Source organism: Paraglaciecola sp. MB-3u-78, assembly GCF_002835935.1.
Taxonomy (GTDB): Bacteria; Pseudomonadota; Gammaproteobacteria; order Enterobacterales; family Alteromonadaceae; genus Paraglaciecola.
Map to the genome: position 1 here is coordinate 149,294 of NZ_PJCF01000012.1, position 21,047 is coordinate 170,340.

Sequence of the window (21,047 nt, forward strand, 5' to 3'; positions counted from 1 at the left end):
TAAATCGAATTTTGTTGTTTCGTTAAAGCTTTCGTGACACACCTTTTTTAATGCGATCCCTATGTGCCGGTGCCACATAAACCTCTACAGTAGTCTTAACACTCGCATGGCCAAGCTCTTCGGCTAACATCGTTTCGCTGATTTCACCTAAAGCCTGCGTGGCGCCAGTATGTCTTAACCAATGGGAAGAGGCGCCAGCAATGGCATGAGCCTGTGGCTTTTTTTCCTTTTTAACTAACGACTTGATCACCAAATCAAAAGCTTCTTCTACCATATTATTCAAGCTATCTTGATGAAGCGGTTGACCGGTTTTTTGTGACGGCATAATGGGCGTGTTTTCGTCGATATGGGGTAGGGGGGTTAACCCTAATGACTCTCGATAGCGAATTAGCACATTGTCGATAAATTCGTCGGGTACCGTTACTAGGCGTTCTTTTTTGCCTTTACCAATGATGTTCAACACCCAGCCTTCACCGCTGGGGTCCTGTCTGAAATGTCCAAATATCGGTGTATAATAATCACGATGTGAAAGCTCTGAAATCCTTAAAAACAACACTTTTAACGTAAGAACCAGAAATCTATGCATTTCGTATGCAGGATTTTCATCTGCCGCCTGCGTAAGCGTATCCACAAATAGCTGCCAGGTTTCATCGTCTAAGGTATGTGGAGGTTTATAGATTTTGCCTTTTACCATGTACTTACAGCTTTTCTTTATCAGACTAATGGGATTGCGTGCAATGTGTTCAGATTCCCATAGCTCTTTTAAAAACACATTCAAGGAGGCGTAAGAATTTTGCAATGATGTTTGATTAAGACTGTAGCGGTTTTTAGGCTTATCTAAAGCTGAACGTTCTGGTGAAATGAGCTCATTGGTTTTGCGGTTGGCTTTGGACTGCCGAAGGACAAATGGTCGCCAGGTTTTATTCACAGTGCGTATATCAGTACCAGCCTTAGCTTTAAAGCGACTGGCAATGGTGGTATCAGAAATCAGTGCTTTAGGCGGTGACCAAATCCAATCGATGTAATCTCGGATGTCTTCTGTACCTAATGCTAATATTGACTTGTTCTTTTCGTTCCAGCAAAACAGGGTAAAACGTTCCGCCTCATTTCGAAAGCGTGTCTGTGTGCCTTTTGAGTTGCCCACTACGCTGACCAGAAAATGCAGCAACAACCCCAAATCCTTGCGTGCAGCAATGCCGTTGTCTTCCATTTTGTTTAGGTATTCATCCAAAGAGGGGTAAACCTGTGCAAACTCGGAAGAGTTCAACAACTCTCGTTGCTGAGGCAATAAGTTGATGGTGTCGGTGATGGGATGGTATTTCATAAGAAGCAGGGTACAGACGTAAATAAACCCTGAGCCTTGTCCAATATGAAATGAGTCTTAACTAATTGCGTGTTTCCAAAATGAAATGCGTCTAAAGACTTAAATTCTGTTCATGATCATAAGATGCAAGCGATCATGAATATAGAAAACCTCACCACTATTGAAGAGCTTGAACGCTTTATTCAAGGTAACCAAGCCGTCGCCTTTACCGTTTTAGGTGATAAAAATCAGCGATATCAATTCATTCAAAAAACGTAACTACTCAGCACATAATCTAGTTTATTTTTAACGATCAAAAATTAAAAAATGATCGACTTGCTTGATCATTTCTAAGCGTTATTATACTGTTTTATTTCGATAATTACGTGGCTAAATGAAAGTAAGCGGCATTGATATTGAGTCGAATATCAATAACATTAAAGCACAAATTGAAGCGGACAATACATTGTCACCTTCAATGCGTACTGCTATGGATTTATTGCTTCTTATTGTCACGTTACTCTGTCAACGGCTTGGGCTTAACAGTAATAACAGCAGTATACCGCCCTCGTCCGATCAAAATAGAAAGAAAAATTCAAAAGGCAACAGTACTAAAAAATCAGGTGGACAAAAGGGGCATAAAGGCACAACGCTACCACTTGATGACAACCCTGACATCACACATAAATTAATCGTTGATAGCACACTTTTACCGCCCGGTAACTATACTGATATGGGTGAAGAGGTGCGGCAAGTGGTCGATATTGAGTTTAAGCGTGTCGTCACTGAATATCGCGCACAAATACTTGAGAATGAGTTAGGTCAACGCTTCGTTGCCCCATTTCCCCAAGACGTTAATAGCCGTATTCAATATGGTATTGGGTTAAAAGCTCATGCGGTTTACCTGTCCCAATATCAATTACTGCCTTATGAGCGCATTCGTGAGTATTTCACTGACCAGCTTAATATACCTTTGAGCAGCGGCAGTCTTTTCAACTTTATCAATACCGCTTTTACCAAACTGGAAGAGACGCAAGCATTAGATATTATCAAAGCGAACTTGAGAAAAGAAAAGACATTACATACCGATGAAACTGGCATCAATATCAACGGAAAAAGACAATGGCTACATAACGCTTCGTCTCTGGATTGGACGTATTTATCAGCCCATGAAAAACGAGGCCATGATGCCATGGATGAGATTGACATATTACCCCAGTTCAACGGTGTGATGTGCCATGACCATTGGAAACCTTATTATCGTTATGAGTGCCTACATTCATTATGCAATGCGCATCACCTGCGAGAATTAACTCGAGCGTATGAGCAAGATAATCAAGCTTGGGCTGAGGAAATACGGGTGTTTTTAGTTAAGCTCAATCAAGAGGTAGATAAGGCTGGCGGGTTACTCAGTGTTGAAAGACAAGACACCTTGCGACGTCACTATCAAGCGATTTTAAAGGCAGGAGAAAAAGAAAGTCCTGCGCCGATACCAGTGAAAGGTAAGCGAGGACGGCCTAAAAGAACTCAATCACGTAACCTACTTGAGCGATTACAAAACTATGAAAGCGATGTACTTAGATTCATGACGGATGAGGCAGTGCCATTCACTAATAATCAGGGCGAAAATGATTTGAGGATGGCAAAGGTTCAACAAAAGATATCGGGATGTTTTAGAAGTGCTAACGGAGCCAAAATGTTTTTTGGATTACGTAGCTATCTGTCGAGCTGCAAAAAACAAGGGATCAGTGGGTCCACGGCATTAACGTTATTATTAAATGGCATGCTGCCTAATATCTTTATACCCGCTGAGTAGTTACCAAAAAACATTGATAAAATTTCGCTATATCACGTTAAAAAAAACCGACAAAGGGATCGTCAATCAATACCTTAAAAAGGTGACAGGCTACTCGCGGCAGCAACTCACTCGATTGATAAAACAATACAAGGACGTCGGCAGAATTAACTGGCAACCTTGCCGAACTAACGGCTTTTCAACCATTTACAGTACAAAGGATATTAAGCTACTGGCTGAAATGGACGCAAGGCATGATGATATCTGTGGTCATGCCACTAAAAAGCTGTTGGAGCGTGCCTACAATACGTTTGAGCAATCAGAATACCAAATGCTTGCCACTATCTCTGTTTCACATTTATATAACTTGAGGCACTCTCAAGGCTACCAAAAACAACGCAGACACTTCACAAAAACACAATCAAGACAAGTGCCTATTGGCGAACGGCGTAAACCTCAACCCAACGGCGAGCCTGGCTATATTCGTATTGATACCGTGCACCAAGGAGACCTAGATAAACAAAAAGGCGTGTATCATATTAATGCAGTTGATGAGGTGACACAGTTTGAGGTTGTTTGCTCAGTTGAACGTATTAGTGAGCGTTACCTCATTCCAGTACTAACGCAAATGATGGCCGCATTTCCTTTTATTATCAAAGGGTTTCATTCAGATAATGGCTCTGAATACATCAACAAACACGTGTGTAAATTACTCACCAAACTTGAAATAGAGCTCACTAAATCACGCTCAAGACACTCAAACGATAATGCCTTAGCAGAAAGTAAAAATGCATCAATTGTAAGAAAACAGTTTGGTTACACACATATTCCACAGAAATGGGCACCGTTAATCAATACGTTTAATTTAAAATATCTTTACCCGTATATCAATTATCATAGACCTTGTTTCTTTCCTGAAGTCACCACTGATGATAAAGGGAAACAACGTAAAACTTACCCTTACAAAAGTATGATGACGCCCTATGAAAAACTAAAATCTTTACCCAATGCCAAAACATATTTGAAAGCAGACTTTCATTTTGAAATACTAGATGAGCAAGCTATGGAAATGACAGATAATGCTTGTGCTGAATTACTTCAAAAAGAACGTAATGAATTATTTAACCAGATCTTTGAACAGAATAAACGAGCCTAAAAATTTACTTACTTAAGACTCATTTGTTAATTGGAATATACTCCCTGTCAATTCGTAATAATGTCAGTTATTACGAATTGACCGTAGGTTGAATGGATAGGGCTTCTGCTGTAATGTAAACTATCATCACGTTCCAATAATATATCAACTAAATTTTCCAATGGTTTTGAAATCCGACAATAATTTCGATACGGTATCAGTATCACCTCAACATGCTTCGCTTGATAAGGCATGTTCAGATTTAATGATCAAAATTCACCAAACGTTGGATTTGAGAAATGCGCCGATTAAAACTACTGTTCAGGTATTAGGCGTCACTCCGGCACAAGCCAGAAGCCTTACGAAAGGTGACATTGATAAATTTAGTCTTTACGAACTTCAAACTTTTCTAAAGCGACTTTCAACAGATACTAAGTAGATGGGAATTCAAAACTCGCCGGAAGTCTCATTCCGACATTAGCACCAAACATTTTCACCCCTCTTGATTAAGAACGCAATGAACTGTCGGGATGAGAACTCTACTGCGGTTTTGAGTCAAATTGGTCAAAACAATCGCCATAAGTGTTGCGTAAGCTGCCGTCAGGATCGTGGACTTTGACTGTATCAGCAGACCAATTAAGAAAGACCACGTTTTTACCCTTTGATTTGGTGTAACTTGGCACGATAAGCGCGTTGACCCTAGATTGTCGTGCACGCTCAAACAATGTCCATCCGCGACGTTGACTATTAGGTAGTAACCATCCACCACTGAAGTAAGCGCGAGTGTCGGGATGGTCAACGGCATTTAATACCCTGTCACAGGTGGCTGTATAGGACAAAAGTACGACGGGATCAATAAGGGTGATGCCATCGCCAGCGGCCTTACTTTCATACATTGCAGTGAACTGGTCGATGCAGGTGTAAAGTGCTGCCTGGCCTTTGGGGTTAAAGCGACCTCCTCGCGATTTCGAACCATCACCACTTAACGGGGCATAAGCCCATTTTAGGCTGTGTACGCGATAGACTGTCTGATTAATTGAGTCGCCCTGGGTGTGTTCAAAGTCACCTATGAGTTCATCAATCAAGCTCACTCGAACCCGCCTGCCTCTTTCATGCCGATGTAGTCGTTTATCGCAATCAGTCCCTGGCTGCCGAATTCGCGCAGAACTTCAGAGGCTGACTTGTTATCAAATGCCGGAATGGGTGTACTGCGAAACCACAGCCAGCTGCGCTCTTTGGAATAGTCGAACCATGGAGATATTCGCTCAATGATGGCGTGAATATCTTGCAAACGAGATTGCACTTTGATTGACTGAAACCGGTCGGTACGTTTTAGCGATGTCTCTGGCAGACCTGCAGAGAAGGCCAGCGTTTCCATATTGGTATGCAGTTGTTCAACCCATTTGCGCGGGTCTTCTATTTCAGAGCCGTCAGGCATTTGTGAGAATGTAGAAAGCATAGTGACGCCATTTGTGACCAGTAATATGTCGAATTATATGTCATAATGTTGGCAGTGTCACCAATATTCACGAAGAGTTGGAAGCAACATTCAACCTAGACTAGGTAAATTAAGGATCCACATTCTTTTTTCCTAAGGCATGAGACGATAGTTTCACCATATTAATGGCATCATGAATTCCATGGTGATGGGAACCCTTTTTAAAGCATAAACGGAAAGGAGCGCGAAGGGGAAAGTAATCAGGACGAAGTACCAAATTTAGTTGTAAATGATTTTCATTTGCTACAAGCCAAGTCGACCTTATGTTTAAGAAAACCCAAAATTAGAGAGGATTTTTTAGCGGTCTGCGTATCTTTTTTATGATTTTAAGAAATAGCCTACTCTGTAATTGACGAGTAACCATCCATAATCTCACATTTTATTTTTGCTTATGTAACTCTAAGAGATAATAAAAGAAAATTATTAAATGGAATGTATGAAATTAGCGGGGAAAGACATGTTAATCTTCCCCTAACAAAATTAGTCAGCTTATTTCGTATTTTTTTTGATCCTGCCCTTCCTGCACCTTCCAACATGCCGTTGCTGCATCTGGGTTTGGCTCATTGGAAATTTTAATAAACTCACCAGAAATCGAGAATACCTCAGCAATATCAGCTGAAGTGAAATACTTATAGCAAGCAATATCTCCCCATATAGGTAGTGATCCCCCTGTCATCGAATAGTGAGTAACGATTTTTTCAGCAATAGCCATGCGATGTCTCTCTTGATCGGCATTAATCACGAAAGGTAACAAACGTAACCGTCGTTGGTTCTCGCATAGCCCCATAACAAAAAACGACTCGCGTTTATGCTCAAAAAACGTTTCGACAAATAAAAAGGGGCAAAACTCACTCTGTTTCTTCTTTGGAAAGGTAATAATGTTGTCGTTGCTCATGTGATGTCCTTAATAAACAGGGTCAAAATTAAACAAGACAAAGTGCCTTAAAGTTCTCATGCAATAATGCAAGAGCACATCTTACTCATTATTTGAGTAAAACCACCTTACAAAATAATAATGCAGGTTGGTGAAGTCTGGCGACTTTCTCTTGATGAAATGTTACAAAATTTACAATACATTCATTTCATATAGATGTCTAGACTTCTATATTTTTTTCAGCAATTCTCGGTAAGTGTTAGGATCAGTGCATAAATTCGCTTGTTAGCCAATTTTTTAGTGATTCACTGCTCCATAACTTAATTCAAGCAGCTTTTATTCTGTTTCACACACGTAATATTCTACGATTGCGCGCATTATAAGGCATATCGTCAATTTAAGGCTTATAACGATATTCCTCCGAAGGCTCAGGGTTTGATAATAAGTTATCAAGCAAATCTTCCCATGAATCAAATAATAAGAAACGAACGGTGACTCGCAAGTTTTCTCATAACTGTCTTTTAGACCCATAAGTAACTCTACAGGCTTGATACTTTTTATCCGTCAGTTCAAATATCTGATGAAAATAAAAGGCTAACAGAGTTAAAATGTACATGTTGTCGCTGAGATAATCTTTACCATGACCATAGTTATGAGTAAGGTGGTAACCTTGATTTTTTAGGGTGTTAAAGCATTCATTTTCGATCTTCCATCTACAGCGCCCTGCATTAACCAATGTTTTAATATTATCTCTCGTGACGTTAACGTCAGTGACCCAGCTATTTTGAAAGGTAATTTTACCTTGGCTATTCGTGAGTTGATATTCCAGCCAGTTCACCTCTACGGTATTCTCTTTTCCGTTCAGCGGTATTTTGTTTTGCCAACGATAATTGTGTGTTCGTTCTTTATCATCTTTATATTGATAGCTAGGAATTTCTTTGTAGGCTGATATCCACTCCATCATATAGGTGTGATCGTCGGGCTTTGCGACATAAAGGTAGTGCATGGCTTGTTTGAGGGTTTCTTCTATCATAGGTTGATGAGAAAAGAGTCCGTCACCACAAATCATTAATCCTAATTTTGGGTGGCGTTCTCGTAATTGGCTTAGAAAGCGCTTGGTTGCATTGAGCTCACAATCTTGTTTTTTTGTTCCGTCTTCGTTTCTTATAATTTCAGGCATCATGGGGATAACTTGGCGTTGTGAAGGGTGCATGATAGCCCCCTGTAATACGCTATGGCTGTAACTTGTCACCCCATTTTGATGTTGCTTAGTTAGGCAATGCTCACAACTGACTTTTTTTGAACTGTGGTATTGGCTGCCATCAACTGAGCATAAGTATATCCCAGGTATGACTTCAAATTCTTTAAGATGATGATGACGCCTGAGCTGTTCAAACATATGACTAAAGACATCACTAAAATTTTCAGTGGGGATTTTATCGAGAACGTCCCTTAATTGCGTATCTTTGGGAATATCTTTCACTTCAAAGAGTGTTTTAAGGTTACTGCTTTTTAATTTATTTTCTAAGCGTTGCTGAAAAGCCAAAAAGGAAGGGTCTTGAAAATACATACAAGCAAAGGCACTCATGACAATATCGTGCTGGCTATAAGTAGATTTATTTTTATCTCTTGTTTCAGGTATTGCTTTGAGCACAGCGGAAAATGATTTCCTCAATGCGGTAAAACTCAGATGTTTCTTGGGTTTAGTGTGTGTAGTCAAATGTGTGCCAGATAGATATATTATTAGTTTTGTTTTTGATCTGATCTTAGGTGCGGTAAAAAGTTCAAAAAATATAAATAATATTTCTGAACGGGTAAAGGAGGGTAAGTCAGCGCGACAAAATTTTTTTCATGTTCGTTCTGAGGCACTGTTTTAGTGGGATTCATTGATTAGCGAGAACTGCTGTATTTTTTTAGAGCAATATTAATAGACGAGACCAAATCTAATTATTAATAAATGCAGGTTCTTTATGCTATATACGACGATATGCGTGATGTTTTGTTATCAGCAAACAATCAATTAGAGATTATTATGTAATATATTGATGCATAGATTAAATATTATATATCTTGAACGGTTAAATTCGTCAAACGACGCTCAATCCCCCATTTAGTATGAATAATCATGCCAACCTGAATTATCATCCAGCGTTTTTTTCAATAGCTTGCTTCGACATTCCATCGTTTTTTTAAGACTATCGTTAAGTGGCCTAAGCTCATTTTATTTAAAAAATTTAGGCTAAAGAAGACACCCATTTTTAAAAGTAGCAAAAAACCAGTTATGCCCTAAGCTTTAAGTTACTCAAACAACCACGGATGGTCTGTTATGCCATAGTCATGTAAAACTCAAGTCAGTTTAATTGATACTCCCTATTACCATTGTGTTTCTCGCTGTGTTCGCCGTTCTTTTTTGTGCGGTACGGATAAGTATATGGGGCAGAGTTACGAGCATCGCCGTGGTTGGGTAGAAGAGCGATTGTTGTTTCTATCGTCAGTGTTTTCAATTGGCATTTGTGCTTATGCTGTGATGAGTAATTATACGCATGTCGTTTTGTGTGTGGATAAAGACTTGGCTGAAGGCTGGTCGATGAAAGAAGTTATAAGACGTTGGCATCAGCTTTACCAAGGCACGTTATTGAGTCAAAAGTATCAAAAAGGCGGCACAATTAGTAAAGGGGAAATGATTGGTCTAGAGGAAACAGTAACGATTTACCGTCAGCGTTTATACGACATCAGTTGGCTAATCAGGGCAATCGCATTAAAAATGGCTTGACACAGATCCCCTAATTTGATCTATTACTTCGCTTTACGCGACGTAATATGACCAAATACAAGCCCACACTTATCGAACATTTCAAAGACATTGAAGATCCTCGTCTTCTAAGAAAACAATTACATAAATTAGATGACATCTTTTTTATTACCCTATGTGCCGTTATCTGTGGCTGTGATGGCTGGGTTGCCATTGAAAAATTTGCCAACATTAAACGCACTTGGTTTGAACAATATTTATCCCTAGAAAATGGTATTCCGTCTCATGATACTTTGGGACGTATTTTTTCCTTAATTGATCCTGAGCAATTTCAAACCTGTTTTTCTAGCTGGATCAAAGAGATAGTAAAAAATGTCACGGGCGATGTGATCGCTATTGACGGTAAATGCCTTCGACGCACTCATGATAAGTCATCTAATAAATCAGCTATTTATATGGTTAGCGCATGGTCACATGATAATCAGCTGGCACTTGGACAAGTGAAAGTTGATGAAAAATCGAATGAAATAACCGCCTTACCTTCCCTACTCAAAAACTTAGACATCACAGGCAGTATCATCACAACCGATGCATTAAACACACAAAAGAAATCGGCTGAACTGATCGTGAGTAAAGGCGCTGATTATTTAACCGCACTGAAAGGAAATCAAAGCACCCTACATGATGATGTGATTTTATTCTTTGAAAATACCCCTAAAAGTTATGAGGGCACGTTAAATACTTATAAGAGTATTGATTCAGGGCATGGCCGTATTGAAGAAAGAACAGTGACTTCCTGCAACCGAATTGACTGGCTTACTGAGCATCATACTCACCCACACCTTGCCAGTATTGTTAGCGTCAAATCAAGAAGATTTCTTGCGAACGAATGGTCAGAAGAAACGCGATACTTTATTAGTAGCGTTAAGCATAACGATGCAGAGAAATTTGCTCACTATGTACGTGCTCATTGGGGTGTAGAGAATAATCTTCACTGGAGATTAGATATGGCATTTGACGAAGATCATTGTCGAATTCGTCAAGGATATGCAGATCAAAACATGGCAATATTACGCCACATATCTTTGAATTTATTAACGTCAGATAATGATAATAAGGTAGGTATTAAGATTAAGCGGCAAATGGCAGGTTGGGATAATGATTACTTGCTGAAACTGCTACAAATATTTTAATGCGATTGCCCTGGTTGGCTAATGCGTAACCTCAATGAATACATAGTCAGAGAAGCGAATAAGGAAGATGCCTGCACTGGCAGGTTTTATTCGCTGCCATCCCTAGCGCTCACCCTACGGGCCAGCTAAAGCTGTTCTAATTTATTCCCGATAAATTAGTGGGAAGGCCGATTCAAATCTCAAGCCTGCTTTTACGGCAAGAAGGGATGAAAGTGCGGTATTAGCCTGCATGGCCTATGTCGATTTAAATCCTATTCGCGCCAAGATGGAAACCACGCCAGAAACATCAAAACACACCAGTATTCAACAACGTATTCACGCCTTCATCAAAGGTGAGCAGCCCACAAAACTCATGCGTTTTGTGGGCAATCATAGACAAGACATGCCTAAAGGCATTGCTTACAGCTTGATTGATTATTGTGAATTAGTGGATTGCACAGGCCGCTGTATTCGAGACGATAAAGCAGGTTATATAGAGCAACACCATAGCCCCATTTTAGCGCGCCTCGGCCTCGACTCAGAGCAGTGGTTGACTCTCACTACCGAGTTTGAACAACACTTCAGTACCGCTGTAGGTAGTGAGCATATGTTACAACAATTCAAACATCACACAGACCATCAACGTATACGAGGTATGGCAAAGGCCAGAGTCTTACTTCAACACGCCTGAACAGTTCAGCATCACACACATTCAAAGCTACCTTCACAACCTGTGCTCAATGGCGTTGCCTGAAATTTGAGAGGGAGGAATGATTTAGCTGCTTTCAACACGCCACATCCCCAAAAAGCTCAGATTTCGAAATTTAAAATCAAAGAGTCAGAACATACCCATCACTTTATGCTTGTTGATTAGGCTGTGATTGGGTACTTTATTACTTTGGGTGATGAGATGGACGCTCCCTATTACGGCGTCAATGCGCCAAAATAGTAGTTTCAACCAGACTATTTACATAGGGAACATCCAAGATGAAGCTTAGAACAATTACTATCGATTTAGCAAAGACTGTATTTCAGGCTTGTGGCGTGAATGAGCGTATGAAACCGCAGTTTAATACGCGCTTAAAGCGTGATCAGTTGCTTGACTTTATCCGTCAGCAAGCGCTTACGATGGTGGTGATGGAGGCCTGTTATTCATCCCATTACTGGGGCCGCGAAATGGCTAAATTAGGCCATGATGTAAAGCTTATCCCTGCTCAACACGTTACGCCTTTTGTACGGGGCAACAAGAATGACCACAATGATGCGTTTGCAATAGCAGAAGCCAGTCAACGTCCATTTATCCGTTTTGTGCCGATTAAAACCGAGCACCAGCAAGAAATCTGCTGTTTACACCGTATTCGTGAACGGCTTGGTAAAAACAAAGTCGCGTTGAGTAATCAATCCAGAGGGCTATTAAGTGAGTTTGGGGTGGTATTTCCTTGTGGCCACGCAGCATTCTTACATGGCTTAACCAGTATCATTGATAACCCTCAATACAGCCACCGATTACAAGATATGGTGATTGATATGTTGAGTGAATATAAAACCACAATTAACCGCTTGAAGCGTATTGAAAAACAGTTAACCGAATTTGTCGACGGCTGTGAAAGCGGTAGGATATTGCTCAGTATTCCCGGCATAGGCGTCATTAATGCCTCAGCGTTTTTAGCCTCTATTGACAAAGGCCAGGCGTTTAGTAGCTCCAAAGAATTTGCGGTGTGGTTAGGGCTCACGCCCAAGCAACACGCCTCAGGCAACATCAGTAAAATGGGCGGTATCACCAAGCGAGGCGACCGCTACTTGCGTAAGCAACTGATACACGGTGCCAGAGCCCTGGTCAGTCGTGCACCTAAAAGTAGCGACCCGTTAGCCCTATGGGCCATGAAACTTCGCGTCACAAAACCATTTAATAAAGTAGCAGTCGCGATGGCCCACCGCCTTGCCCGGCTGATATGGGTATTGCTCACACGTCAAGAGCACTATCGCGCAATGCCGGCTTCTTTAGAGGTCAGTGCTTAATATGAAACCCTTTACGTTATCCCTGTTTAGCTCAATTCCGATCAAGACAAAGGCTTTAAGCCTGTTTGGGTGTTGTGGAAGGCAAGACACGGGATAACACCTAGTTTACCCACCCCGCTAGTCATAAAATGATGAAGAAAACGGTCTATCCTACCTCATCAAAGCCAGACCAGGACACGGATAATAATCCGAATGGGTGTTTTAAAGGCGATAAGGTTCGGAGTTCATCAGAGGCCAGTGTTGATAAAACCAACGCTAATAAAGAGCCTGAATATATGTCAGAACTAACCACTTTTAGACTGCCTTCAACACAACGGACTAGCGGTAATACACGATTAAAAGAGTCATTCATGCTAAAAATTAGCGCGAAGGGGCAAGTAGTAAGTTGACATCACGGGAGCGTCCATATATGTCTTATTTAGGTTTTATATTTTAAGGAGGAATTTATGCTCAAAGGCTATATATTACTTCTAATTTTTCTATCGTTTGGAGCACAAGCTGGGTGCTCTATTAGTGATGAAATGAGAGAACAAAATAACTTTAAGTATGCGGGTGAAATATCAATAGACGTAAGGTTAATTGAACAAAATTACTCAGTACTGATCTCTGCACCAAAAACACTTAATTCCGAACCGTTTGTTGGTTTTCACTTAGTTGGTGACAGTTTTGAAAACCCTGTATTTGCTGCACCACTTGCCAGCTTTGAAGAAGATGATAAATTTAAAACTTGGTTCGTAATAGACGCCGGTTTAATTCGTAAACACTTAGTTATCACTTCATTTGGAGAGGATTGTGGTTTTGATGTTACAAAGGAAGTTGTCTACCAATGAAATATATAAACAGGCTCCTGAAAAACGCTTCTCAAACTAGTCAGCTAAAGCCAAAGTGGAATCAGTTTAATTCATTTGTTGGATTGGTTGGATTTTTTTCGGGTTTAGCAGTTTGGGTTGGATTGTTGTTATGGATATTGTCTTTTCAATTTGAGATCACACAGCAACCCTTGAATCAATGGCCATATGGCTCAGGTTTTTTAGCTATACCTCTTGGAATCTTGTCGATGATAGTTATAACTATGCCATTAATGCAAATCTTCGCATTTCTTTGTTCAGTTTTCTTGGTTGTAATCGGCAAAATGACGATGTCTCAGGCCAAAGGTTATGCGATAACCAATGAATATCCAAAGGAGTGGTTGAATGTCATATAACAAAAAATTTGAAGACGGACATTTTGGAAGAACGCCAAAACCCCGCCTAAATTGGTGTTAGGTGCTTGATGACATACGGCACACAATGCTACACTTCAACACATGAAAATATTCGATTGGAATCCTGACAAAAACAAGCTCCTAATTGAAGAGCGCGGTATCTCATTTGAAGATGTTATTTACCATCTTCAAATGAGATGCCTATTAGATGATTTGAAACACTCAAATCAGGAAAGATATCCTAATCAGCGCATTTTCATCATCAATATTGAGAACTACGCATATCTGGTTCCATATATTGAAACTGATGAAGAAATTTTCTTAAAAACAGTTATTCCTAGTCGCAAGGCTACCAAGTTATATATAGGTGAAAAGCCATGAATAAAGCAAAATTGGACAAAGAAGAACGAGACTTACTCGATGATTTTGAGAGTGGTAACTTTACTTCTACGCTAACAGAAAGCCGCAAGTCCGAAATCCAAGCATCTGCAGAGAATACTTTCAAAAAAGATAAGCGTATTAATATTCGCCTGTCTGGACATGATTTATCCGCAATCCAACGTCGTGCTTTGGAAGAAGGCATTCCATATCAAACATTGGTAGCTAGTGTTCTTCATAAATATGTATCTGGCACTTTGCAAGATATTACAGCTAATAAGTTTAGCAAGCGGACGCGATAAAACAGCGCCGCTTCTAAAAGCGTTGAGGCTGTAGAATTTCTCCTAAGTAGAACATTTTCATGTTCTTCTTATTACTTTTCAATTGTCTGTTTTTTAACCTTGAACCCCTAGGTTAGCTGTGATCTAATAGATGTTATTCCGCTAGAGATTATATTACTCGGTTATGCCCATGGTTTAATTAGTAGTCGTCGCATTGCCAAAGCCTGCGAAACCAATATTCACTTTATGAGTGTGCATATCGGGTGATGTACAGCCACATTACACGTCTATCGCGGGATTTGTGGCAAAGATGCACGAACAAATTGAACCACTTTTTACGCAAGTCCTAATGATATGTGATGAAGAACAGTTAATTGGACGTCACATGTTTGCCATTGATGGCTGAGGGCCGGCCCGCTACGAGATAAAGTCAAATGCCAGTAAAGAATGGAGCGGCAAATTCGAAGAGCTTGCGCGTAAAAAGGCCAAATTAGAGCGTGCCAGTCAACGTATTGTTGAGCGTCATCAAGCGCAAGATGGTTTAGGTGATGAGCTGGTTGTTCACGATTTAAAACAAAAAGAAAAGCTGGATAAAAGTGCCGATAAAATCACAAGTTTTTTAGCTACTCACCAAGAGAAAACAGGCAGTAAAGGTAAGCCGGTAAAAAGTAATATTACTGACCCAGACAGCGCGAAAATGGCCTACAATTGCTCCTGCATGATAGGCATATAGTCCATCCATGGACAAAACAACGTCAAAAGGCACTATCCAAGGCTACAACGGGATTGCGATAAACGATGATAAAAGCCTTGGAATGACTACGCGATTTACTGCCGATAGCGGCTTGAACAGTGAAGATAATTTAGCCTTCATGTCCAGTAGCGGCTTCGATACTTATATTGCTGACACTCAGTTTAGAAGCAGAAATCCCCTGTTTAAAGAAAGTGAAACCTACCACACAGAAAAAGACAAGCGTCGCCATAACACCTATTAAAACAATTCTTACCCTCTATTTTTATATTGAAGATCAAATTAAGTAATTCATTGAACCCAAATATGAACTCAGATATCGTTTGTGGATAAACTAAATCAATTTAAAACGAGTTAATCTACAGCCTCGTTATATGCCATAGTGGTAGCGCAGTTGAGCAATTAAAATTGTATCATCTTGCTGTTTATATACGATGCGATGTTCATCATTAATTCGACGAGACCAATACCCTGATAGCCCGTGCTTTAAAGGCTCAGGTTTTCCAATGCCCTCATTTGGTGTTCTTTGGATATCTTTTATGAGTACATTGATTCGTTTGAATATTTTTTTGTCTGTAGTTTGCCAGTATAGATATTGTTCCCAAGCCTTAGTTGAAAAGGTGAGTTTCACTCGATAAGCTCTCTTTGGGTTCCATTGCCAGCTTCAAGTTCGGTAATAGAATCAAGCAAGCTTATAGCATTAGCTGGAGATCTGAGTAGATATGTGGTTTCTTGCATTGCGTTATAGTCTTCTAGAGACATCATCACAACAGGAGCTTCACTTTTACGAGTTATAATAACTGGCGCATGATCATTACAAACATGCGCCATTGTGTTTGCTAAATTTGCTCTAGCTGCTGTATAGCTTATTGCATCCATAGTGGACTCCAAAGTGTTCATGTACGTTTATTTGTACAGTTTAGCGTAATGGCACATAACAATCCAATTAATCCGACCTCAACTCGCTGCGCTCTTTGCGGTGGTTTATTGGGGCGTTGTTACTCCATCAGGCATTGCGGCTTTCTTTAACATCATCCGCGAGCCAGGATTTGATGAGGGATTGATAGGGCATATCTCGTTTATTGGCTTCAGTTTTAAATTTAGGGGTGGTTTAGCCAAGTGTTGGTGCTAAGGAGTTGTTTTGAGTAAAGTCGTAATTTTCGGAAATTCAGGTTCTGGTAAATCTACTCTGGCAACAGAGTTGGCATTGAAAAATCAGTTAGCTCATTTAGACCTAGATACTATTGCATGGAAAGCTAGTAAAACACCGGAACGACAAACAATTTTAGAATCAAGTAAATCGATAAATGACTTTTTGATTGTACATAATAACTGGGTTATTGAAGGCTGTTATGCCGATTTGCTAGAAATTGTTACTTCTAAAGCTGATAAAGTCGTTTTCCTAAATTTGCCAGTTTCCGCTTGTGTGGCAAACGCTAGAAATCGACCTTGGGAGCCTCACAAATATAAAAGCAAAGAGGCTCAGGACGAAAATTTAGATATGCTAATCGATTGGATTTCACAATATACATCTCGTAATGATACATTTTCAAAAGTAGCGCACCAAAAGTTATTTGAAGAATTCCCAGGAAAAAAAACAATGTACGTGTCAAATGAGAGTCGTACATAACAAGGTAAAGCACAATCGCCCACAAAAAGCGCTCGCCCGTGTTTGAGGCTTTAGAAAAAGGTCAGTGCCAAAAAGCTGTAGTGCGCTACGTAAAATATTTATGTTGTTTCATGGTTAAACCTACCTAGATTTAACGAAGCGACAGGTTTATAAGGGCAATGTTGGCTGATTGTTACATTGAATTTTAAGTTGAAGATTATTCTAGCCTCTGGTTATCTATGTATTTAGAGTGGAGTTTCTATGTCTTTTGAGAGAATAATGGGATTGGAGGCTGATGATGAGGTATATCAACAATATCGTGAACATATGATCGCTTTTTTGAGACTGTCATTTTATCTGTTCGACTAATCATTCTCTATTCATTTAAGGTACAAAATCCCATTATTGAGAGTGTTAGTAGCTGGCACTTTAAGAGCCTTTGATTGTTGTTTTTTTATTTAATCAAAACAGGAAAGAAATTAAACAAACTATGTTCCATTCCCTATAGATACTATCAGTAAATGAATGGTGGATATGAGTGACTCGTAATCACTTAGTCACAAGCCTCTAAACAACATATATAAACTCTACTGCAGATCTTGAGCGCTAATTATATATTGTCTACAATAGCGCACTTTTTTTAATTCAGGTCATCAACATGAACGATACTAAATCGCTACCAGACTTACCGGATCGCCTTTCGAGTAATACCAAAAGCCCACATCATGTGGAAGAAATTTTTGAACACAACATAGGTATTTTGTTGAATGGCAAAGAGCGTACCAATGTCGAGGAATATTGCATCAGTGAAGGATGGGTAAAAATCCCTTCTCCTAAAGCGTTGGACCGTCGTGGACAGCCACTTCTCATCACCCTAAAAGGAGTCGTTGAAGCTTTCTATAGTTAAGTCGTTTTGCTCTATGGGTGTTAGACGCGTATATAATTAAGGAGAGGTCGCGCGCTTGTTCCGCGACTTCATCCTGTTTTTGGACTGGCCTAGTGTGGAGGGGGGCTGCTTATATAGTCAATATATTGAAGAGGGCACAGGAGTAGCAGATCGTTGTTGTGACGTACCTTTTTTATCGCCAAATCTGGTGGATACCCCTATTTGTATGCCTTGAGGTCTAAGTCAAAAATAACATTGTTTCGTTTGAAATTTCACAGGAACAATTACTCTCTGCTTGGTTCTTTATTGAATATAGCGAGCAATAAATTATGATAATCGTTAAGGAAGGATGCAATGCATAAGCAAATTTCAATTGTTCTATTAAGCTTTGTTTTTTTGATGGGATGCTCTGGAACCTTGCCTAAATTGGGTGTCATGAGTGATCAATTAACACCATGTCCTAGCACTCCAAACTGTGTGAGTAGTCAAGCAACAGATAAAGAGCATTATATACAGCCCATTCATTTCACTGGAACACCGCAAGATGCACAAGATAGACTGTTACAAATATTAAACACTTTGGAACGAACAGAAATAATAGTCGTTCAGGAAAATTATATCCGTGTAGCCTTTACGTCTAAAATATTCCAATTTGTTGATGATGTTGAGTTTTATTTTCCAGCAACAGACACCGAACACATTATTATAAATTTCAGGTCGGCATCACGTATTGGATATTCAGATCTTGGGGCTAACCAAAAACGAATTGAACAGATTAGAGATACATTTAAAGAATATTAATCGTAATAAGAATATTATAAAAAGTGAATCTACTAGCCAATCATGGTGGGCTAGTTGGGTTTTCTCAAGGTTGCCATTATCTCGTGTTTTAGCTGATTATGGCTTTGTTAGGCTATTAAAGAGCTTTTTATGTGGATAATCCTGATATTTACAACACTACGTTCATCAACATCTTGATACTTAAACAGGCTAACAATAAGGCAAATATCTTTTTCAGTACTTTAACTGGGAGTTTAGTGGAAAACTTCACTCCAACTGGTGCCATTATAAATCCAAAAATAGAAATGATAATCACACTTGGAATATGCACAAAGCCGATAATCGTCTCATTATTAGCCAACTCGGCTGTGCTTATATGACCATTAATTGCATATCCTATCGTGCCAGATATAGCGATAGGAAAACCAATAGCAGCTGAACTACCAATGGCCCGCCGCATTTCTAATCCTCTACTCATTAAATAAGGTACGCTCAACACTGCGCCGCCAATCGCGACTAAGGTAGAAATACTGCCTATGCCAAAACCTGCTAACTGCGGTGGTATCCGCGTTTTTGTTGCAGGAGTGTAGGGTTTGTTAATAAATAATTTTATAGACATGCTAAACATAAATAGCGAAAAAAACATGGCTAGAAATGAGGTGTTGATCATAGGGACCAAGAACGAAATTGATATTGCCCCCACAATAATCAAAGGCACCATTATTTTAATATGAGGCCAGTCAACATTATGGTTTTTATAGTGGCTAAAAGCGCTGGAAAAGGTGGTGGTAATAATTGAGGCCATAGAGGTGCCAAGGGCTAGATGAACGGCATGACTAGGCACGATTTGCGCAGATAAATAGATACTGGTGAGCATAGGCACTAAAATACCCCCGCCTCCAACACCTAATAGACCTGCTGCAAAACCCACTACTATGCCAAGTAGACTCAATTGAATAATGAATTCTATTTCCACTAAATAGTCTCTTATTATTAAGTATTTAACTGTTTAACTAATAGCTAACAAATAGCGTTAAGGCTGGCCGTTATCATAATGGGAACCAAAACTATTTTATTCCTTATCCAAATACAACTTATCGTAAAAGGTATACACCCACTCTGGTTTATAGATAATCAGTAAGGTGATAGTCATGCCATTAAACATCGCTTCAGGGAATAACATTAAGGTGCTCAGAACTAAATAATTGTCTTCAATAATGTGCCAGCTATATATGCCATCAAGATAAAAGTAGCCACTTAATGCCAACATTTTTAGCACTATTGATAATGCACCAGGGATAAAGGCGCAGAGAAAAATATAAATAAAAATATGCCGAGGTAATTTATGAAAGGTCAGGCTATAAATCCCATATGTAAGCGCAATGGGGGCAAGTACCCCCAACAAAAAGTTTACCCCTAACATGTCGATACTTTCTTTGCCAAATATTGTCACGCCCAATAGCGCTAAGGTGGCGCTAAAAATAGCCCAGCGAAAGCCTAATAATAAAGATAAGGCTGACAGCCATAAAAAGTGCACATTTAGCCCATCGTATATGCCCGTTCGAAACATCCACAATATAAATACACAGGCAGCACTACCAAACACTAGGTGCTGGCATTTTTTGTCTGATATTAATTGAGAAAATATTAGTTTTTTACTGACAAAAAAGCATATGACTAAGCTGAGTAATCCTGCCATTGTTTGTATATCAGTAAAGTATGCGGTGTGTTCCATCGTTAATTACTCAATGTCTTTTTTTTCCCTGTATTATTTAAAGACAGACCAAATAGGTGCATGATCAGAGGGTTTTTCGATACCTCTTAACTCATAATCTACATCGGCTTCTTTTAACATGGCATGTAACTTTGGGGTGGCTAAAATCAAATCTATGCGCAGGCCACGGTTGTCGTTAAAACCTTTTGAACGATAGTCAAACCAGCTGTATTTCTGTGACTCTTGTGGGTACATATCACGGAAGCCATCGGTAAAACCCCAGTCAATGAGTGTATTCAACCATTCACGCTCTTCAGGTAAAAAGCTACACTTTTTAGTTTGTAGCCAGCGTTTGCGATTGGGCTCACCAATGCCGATATCCAAATCGGTATGTGACACATTGACATCGCCCATCACAATCACATTTTCTTCAGGGGTATGATATTCGTTTAGATAACTCATCAAATCTTGGTAATATTTGCGTTTAGCAGGGTATTTAGTTTCATGAGTTTGGTTTTCACCTTGGGGGAAATAACCGTTTAACACCCGCACTGTTTCGCCATTGTCCATAGGGTAACTCACCATGATCATTCGACGTTGTGCCTCTTCGTCATCACCTGGGAAACCGTATTGCACGTCTAATGCTGGCTTCTTGCACATCATTGCCACGCCATAGTGGCCTTTTTGCCCATGAAAATAGACGTGATAACCCATGGCTTCAACATCGGCAATGGGGAACTGGTCGTTATGTACTTTGATTTCCTGCAGGCCAATAATATCTGGATGATGTTTGTCGATTAACGCTTGTAATTGATGTAAACGAGCGCGTATGCCATTGATGTTAAAAGAAACGATTTTCATTGTGAGGATCCAAAGGAAATATAAGAGCTCGGCAA

22 protein-coding genes, 3 pseudogenes and 1 riboswitch are annotated in these 21,047 nt (G+C 39.7%); of the genes and pseudogenes, 15 read left to right on the forward strand and 10 right to left on the reverse strand.

All coding sequences use genetic code 11. From position 1 onward, the window contains the following. Nucleotides 1–22: 22 nt before the first annotated feature. Nucleotides 23–1,324, reverse strand: a complete 1,302-nt coding sequence (locus CXF95_RS23380; protein ID WP_101200669.1) for a site-specific integrase — start codon at nucleotides 1,322–1,324, stop codon at nucleotides 23–25. 123 nt (nucleotides 1,325–1,447) lie between these two features. Between CXF95_RS23380 and CXF95_RS31215 the strand changes: the two genes are divergently transcribed. The 3 genes from CXF95_RS31215 to CXF95_RS23390 all read left to right on the forward strand — a co-directional run bounded on the left by CXF95_RS31215 (nucleotide 1,448) and on the right by CXF95_RS23390 (nucleotide 4,254). After that, on the forward strand, nucleotides 1,448–1,582 hold the full coding sequence (locus tag CXF95_RS31215; protein ID WP_255418951.1) for a hypothetical protein: 135 nt from the start codon (nucleotides 1,448–1,450) through the stop codon (nucleotides 1,580–1,582). A gap of 115 nt (nucleotides 1,583–1,697) precedes the next feature. Then, nucleotides 1,698–3,119, forward strand: a complete 1,422-nt coding sequence (locus tag CXF95_RS23385) for an IS66 family transposase (RefSeq protein ID WP_101197251.1) — start codon at nucleotides 1,698–1,700, stop codon at nucleotides 3,117–3,119. Nucleotides 3,120–3,132: 13 nt separating this feature from the next. After that, nucleotides 3,133–4,254 (forward strand): transposase family protein, encoded by a 1,122-nt coding sequence (locus CXF95_RS23390; protein ID WP_232788001.1) that lies wholly within the window; start codon nucleotides 3,133–3,135, stop codon nucleotides 4,252–4,254. A gap of 518 nt (nucleotides 4,255–4,772) precedes the next feature. Here CXF95_RS23390 and CXF95_RS23395 read toward each other — a convergent pair. The 4 genes from CXF95_RS23395 to CXF95_RS23410 form a co-directional block, all read right to left on the reverse strand. Next, nucleotides 4,773–5,324 carry an RES family NAD+ phosphorylase gene (locus tag CXF95_RS23395; RefSeq protein ID WP_157828201.1) on the reverse strand — a complete coding sequence of 184 codons (552 nt, stop codon included), beginning with the start codon at nucleotides 5,322–5,324 and terminating at the stop codon, nucleotides 4,773–4,775. After that, the gene (locus CXF95_RS23400) at nucleotides 5,321–5,692 is read right to left on the reverse strand and encodes a hypothetical protein (RefSeq protein ID WP_101200639.1); all 372 of its coding nucleotides are present in this window, start codon (nucleotides 5,690–5,692) and stop codon (nucleotides 5,321–5,323) included. The genes CXF95_RS23395 and CXF95_RS23400 overlap by 4 nt, the downstream gene beginning before the upstream one ends. A 523-nt stretch (nucleotides 5,693–6,215) precedes the next feature. Further along, the gene (locus CXF95_RS30895; RefSeq protein WP_232788002.1) at nucleotides 6,216–6,626 is read right to left on the reverse strand and encodes a hypothetical protein; all 411 of its coding nucleotides are present in this window, start codon (nucleotides 6,624–6,626) and stop codon (nucleotides 6,216–6,218) included. Between the two features lie 39 nt (nucleotides 6,627–6,665). Further along, nucleotides 6,666–6,789, reverse strand: a riboswitch (SAM-I-IV-variant riboswitch). A gap of 324 nt (nucleotides 6,790–7,113) precedes the next feature. After that, nucleotides 7,114–8,325, reverse strand: a complete 1,212-nt coding sequence (locus CXF95_RS23410) for a hypothetical protein (protein WP_157828228.1) — start codon at nucleotides 8,323–8,325, stop codon at nucleotides 7,114–7,116. Between the two features lie 639 nt (nucleotides 8,326–8,964). Between CXF95_RS23410 and CXF95_RS23415 the strand changes: the two are divergent. The 9 genes and pseudogenes from CXF95_RS23415 to CXF95_RS31590 form a co-directional block, all read left to right on the forward strand. Then, nucleotides 8,965–9,354, forward strand: a pseudogene (locus CXF95_RS23415) (transposase); the annotation flags it as partial. 71 nt (nucleotides 9,355–9,425) lie between these two features. Next, the gene (locus CXF95_RS23420; RefSeq protein ID WP_101197148.1) at nucleotides 9,426–10,550 is read left to right on the forward strand and encodes an ISAs1 family transposase; all 1,125 of its coding nucleotides are present in this window, start codon (nucleotides 9,426–9,428) and stop codon (nucleotides 10,548–10,550) included. 15 nt (nucleotides 10,551–10,565) lie between these two features. Then, nucleotides 10,566–11,220: pseudogene (locus CXF95_RS23425) on the forward strand (hypothetical protein); the annotation flags it as partial. 296 nt (nucleotides 11,221–11,516) lie between these two features. Continuing rightward, nucleotides 11,517–12,548, forward strand: a complete 1,032-nt coding sequence (locus CXF95_RS23430) for an IS110 family transposase (RefSeq protein ID WP_101200936.1) — start codon at nucleotides 11,517–11,519, stop codon at nucleotides 12,546–12,548. 446 nt (nucleotides 12,549–12,994) lie between these two features. Further along, a complete protein-coding gene (locus tag CXF95_RS23440; RefSeq protein ID WP_101200938.1) occupies nucleotides 12,995–13,378 on the forward strand; it encodes a hypothetical protein in 384 nt (127 codons plus the stop codon). Next, entirely contained in the window at nucleotides 13,375–13,752 is a 378-nt protein-coding gene (locus CXF95_RS23445) for a hypothetical protein (RefSeq protein WP_101200939.1), read from the forward strand. The genes CXF95_RS23440 and CXF95_RS23445 overlap by 4 nt, the downstream gene beginning before the upstream one ends. Before the next feature lie 102 nt (nucleotides 13,753–13,854). Continuing rightward, a complete protein-coding gene (locus CXF95_RS23450; protein ID WP_101200940.1) occupies nucleotides 13,855–14,133 on the forward strand; it encodes a BrnT family toxin in 279 nt (92 codons plus the stop codon). After that, nucleotides 14,130–14,432, forward strand: a complete 303-nt coding sequence (locus tag CXF95_RS23455) for a hypothetical protein (protein ID WP_101200941.1) — start codon at nucleotides 14,130–14,132, stop codon at nucleotides 14,430–14,432. The genes CXF95_RS23450 and CXF95_RS23455 overlap by 4 nt, the downstream gene beginning before the upstream one ends. A 135-nt stretch (nucleotides 14,433–14,567) precedes the next feature. Further along, nucleotides 14,568–15,391: pseudogene (locus CXF95_RS31590) on the forward strand (transposase); the annotation flags it as partial. 141 nt (nucleotides 15,392–15,532) lie between these two features. Here CXF95_RS31590 and CXF95_RS23470 read toward each other — a convergent pair. Together CXF95_RS23470 and CXF95_RS23475 are read right to left on the reverse strand one after the other, a co-directional pair. Next, nucleotides 15,533–15,793 carry a Txe/YoeB family addiction module toxin gene (locus tag CXF95_RS23470; RefSeq protein ID WP_101200942.1) on the reverse strand — a complete coding sequence of 87 codons (261 nt, stop codon included), beginning with the start codon at nucleotides 15,791–15,793 and terminating at the stop codon, nucleotides 15,533–15,535. Next, complete coding sequence (locus tag CXF95_RS23475) at nucleotides 15,790–16,041, reverse strand: type II toxin-antitoxin system Phd/YefM family antitoxin (RefSeq protein ID WP_101200943.1); 252 nt, start codon at nucleotides 16,039–16,041, stop codon at nucleotides 15,790–15,792. Before CXF95_RS23475 ends, CXF95_RS23470 begins: the two co-directional genes overlap by 4 nt. A 262-nt stretch (nucleotides 16,042–16,303) precedes the next feature. Here CXF95_RS23475 and CXF95_RS23480 point away from each other — a divergent pair, with 262 nt between their 5' ends. The 3 genes from CXF95_RS23480 to CXF95_RS23490 all read left to right on the forward strand — a co-directional run bounded on the left by CXF95_RS23480 (nucleotide 16,304) and on the right by CXF95_RS23490 (nucleotide 18,458). Beyond that, nucleotides 16,304–16,792, forward strand: coding sequence for a shikimate kinase (locus CXF95_RS23480; RefSeq protein WP_101200944.1), 489 nt, complete (start codon nucleotides 16,304–16,306; stop codon nucleotides 16,790–16,792). Between the two features lie 637 nt (nucleotides 16,793–17,429). Then, nucleotides 17,430–17,678 carry a DUF3297 family protein gene (locus CXF95_RS23485; protein ID WP_101200945.1) on the forward strand — a complete coding sequence of 83 codons (249 nt, stop codon included), beginning with the start codon at nucleotides 17,430–17,432 and terminating at the stop codon, nucleotides 17,676–17,678. A 333-nt stretch (nucleotides 17,679–18,011) separates the two neighbouring features. Continuing rightward, nucleotides 18,012–18,458, forward strand: a complete 447-nt coding sequence (locus CXF95_RS23490; protein ID WP_101200946.1) for a DUF1499 domain-containing protein — start codon at nucleotides 18,012–18,014, stop codon at nucleotides 18,456–18,458. A 148-nt stretch (nucleotides 18,459–18,606) separates the two neighbouring features. Here CXF95_RS23490 and CXF95_RS23495 read toward each other — a convergent pair whose 3' ends face one another. The 3 genes from CXF95_RS23495 to xthA all read right to left on the reverse strand — a co-directional run bounded on the left by CXF95_RS23495 (nucleotide 18,607) and on the right by xthA (nucleotide 21,012). After that, entirely contained in the window at nucleotides 18,607–19,413 is an 807-nt protein-coding gene (locus CXF95_RS23495; RefSeq protein WP_101200947.1) for a sulfite exporter TauE/SafE family protein, read from the reverse strand. Between the two features lie 96 nt (nucleotides 19,414–19,509). Continuing rightward, nucleotides 19,510–20,172 carry an energy-coupling factor ABC transporter permease gene (locus CXF95_RS23500; protein WP_101200948.1) on the reverse strand — a complete coding sequence of 221 codons (663 nt, stop codon included), beginning with the start codon at nucleotides 20,170–20,172 and terminating at the stop codon, nucleotides 19,510–19,512. Nucleotides 20,173–20,205: 33 nt separating this feature from the next. Then, complete coding sequence (xthA, locus tag CXF95_RS23505) at nucleotides 20,206–21,012, reverse strand: exodeoxyribonuclease III (RefSeq protein WP_101200949.1); 807 nt, start codon at nucleotides 21,010–21,012, stop codon at nucleotides 20,206–20,208. Between the last annotated feature and the right edge of the window lie 35 nt (nucleotides 21,013–21,047).

Bases quoted from the DNA above. Each gene is read 5' to 3' on its own strand.
- CXF95_RS23380 (WP_101200669.1), bottom strand. From the start codon at position 1,324: ATGAAATACCATCCCATCACCGACACCATCAACTTATTGCCTCAGCAA.
- CXF95_RS31215 (WP_255418951.1), top strand. From the start codon at position 1,448: ATGCAAGCGATCATGAATATAGAAAACCTCACCACTATTGAAGAGCTT.
- CXF95_RS23385 (WP_101197251.1), top strand. From the start codon at position 1,698: ATGAAAGTAAGCGGCATTGATATTGAGTCGAATATCAATAACATTAAA.
- CXF95_RS23400 (WP_101200639.1), bottom strand. From the start codon at position 5,692: ATGCTTTCTACATTCTCACAAATGCCTGACGGCTCTGAAATAGAAGAC.
- CXF95_RS30895 (WP_232788002.1), bottom strand. From the start codon at position 6,626: ATGAGCAACGACAACATTATTACCTTTCCAAAGAAGAAACAGAGTGAG.
- CXF95_RS23420 (WP_101197148.1), top strand. From the start codon at position 9,426: ATGACCAAATACAAGCCCACACTTATCGAACATTTCAAAGACATTGAA.
- CXF95_RS23430 (WP_101200936.1), top strand. From the start codon at position 11,517: ATGAAGCTTAGAACAATTACTATCGATTTAGCAAAGACTGTATTTCAG.
- CXF95_RS23440 (WP_101200938.1), top strand. From the start codon at position 12,995: ATGCTCAAAGGCTATATATTACTTCTAATTTTTCTATCGTTTGGAGCA.
- CXF95_RS23445 (WP_101200939.1), top strand. From the start codon at position 13,375: ATGAAATATATAAACAGGCTCCTGAAAAACGCTTCTCAAACTAGTCAG.
- CXF95_RS23450 (WP_101200940.1), top strand. From the start codon at position 13,855: ATGAAAATATTCGATTGGAATCCTGACAAAAACAAGCTCCTAATTGAA.
- CXF95_RS23455 (WP_101200941.1), top strand. From the start codon at position 14,130: ATGAATAAAGCAAAATTGGACAAAGAAGAACGAGACTTACTCGATGAT.
- CXF95_RS23475 (WP_101200943.1), bottom strand. From the start codon at position 16,041: ATGGATGCAATAAGCTATACAGCAGCTAGAGCAAATTTAGCAAACACA.
- CXF95_RS23485 (WP_101200945.1), top strand. From the start codon at position 17,430: ATGAACGATACTAAATCGCTACCAGACTTACCGGATCGCCTTTCGAGT.
- CXF95_RS23490 (WP_101200946.1), top strand. From the start codon at position 18,012: ATGCATAAGCAAATTTCAATTGTTCTATTAAGCTTTGTTTTTTTGATG.
- CXF95_RS23500 (WP_101200948.1), bottom strand. From the start codon at position 20,172: ATGGAACACACCGCATACTTTACTGATATACAAACAATGGCAGGATTA.
- xthA (WP_101200949.1), bottom strand. From the start codon at position 21,012: ATGAAAATCGTTTCTTTTAACATCAATGGCATACGCGCTCGTTTACAT.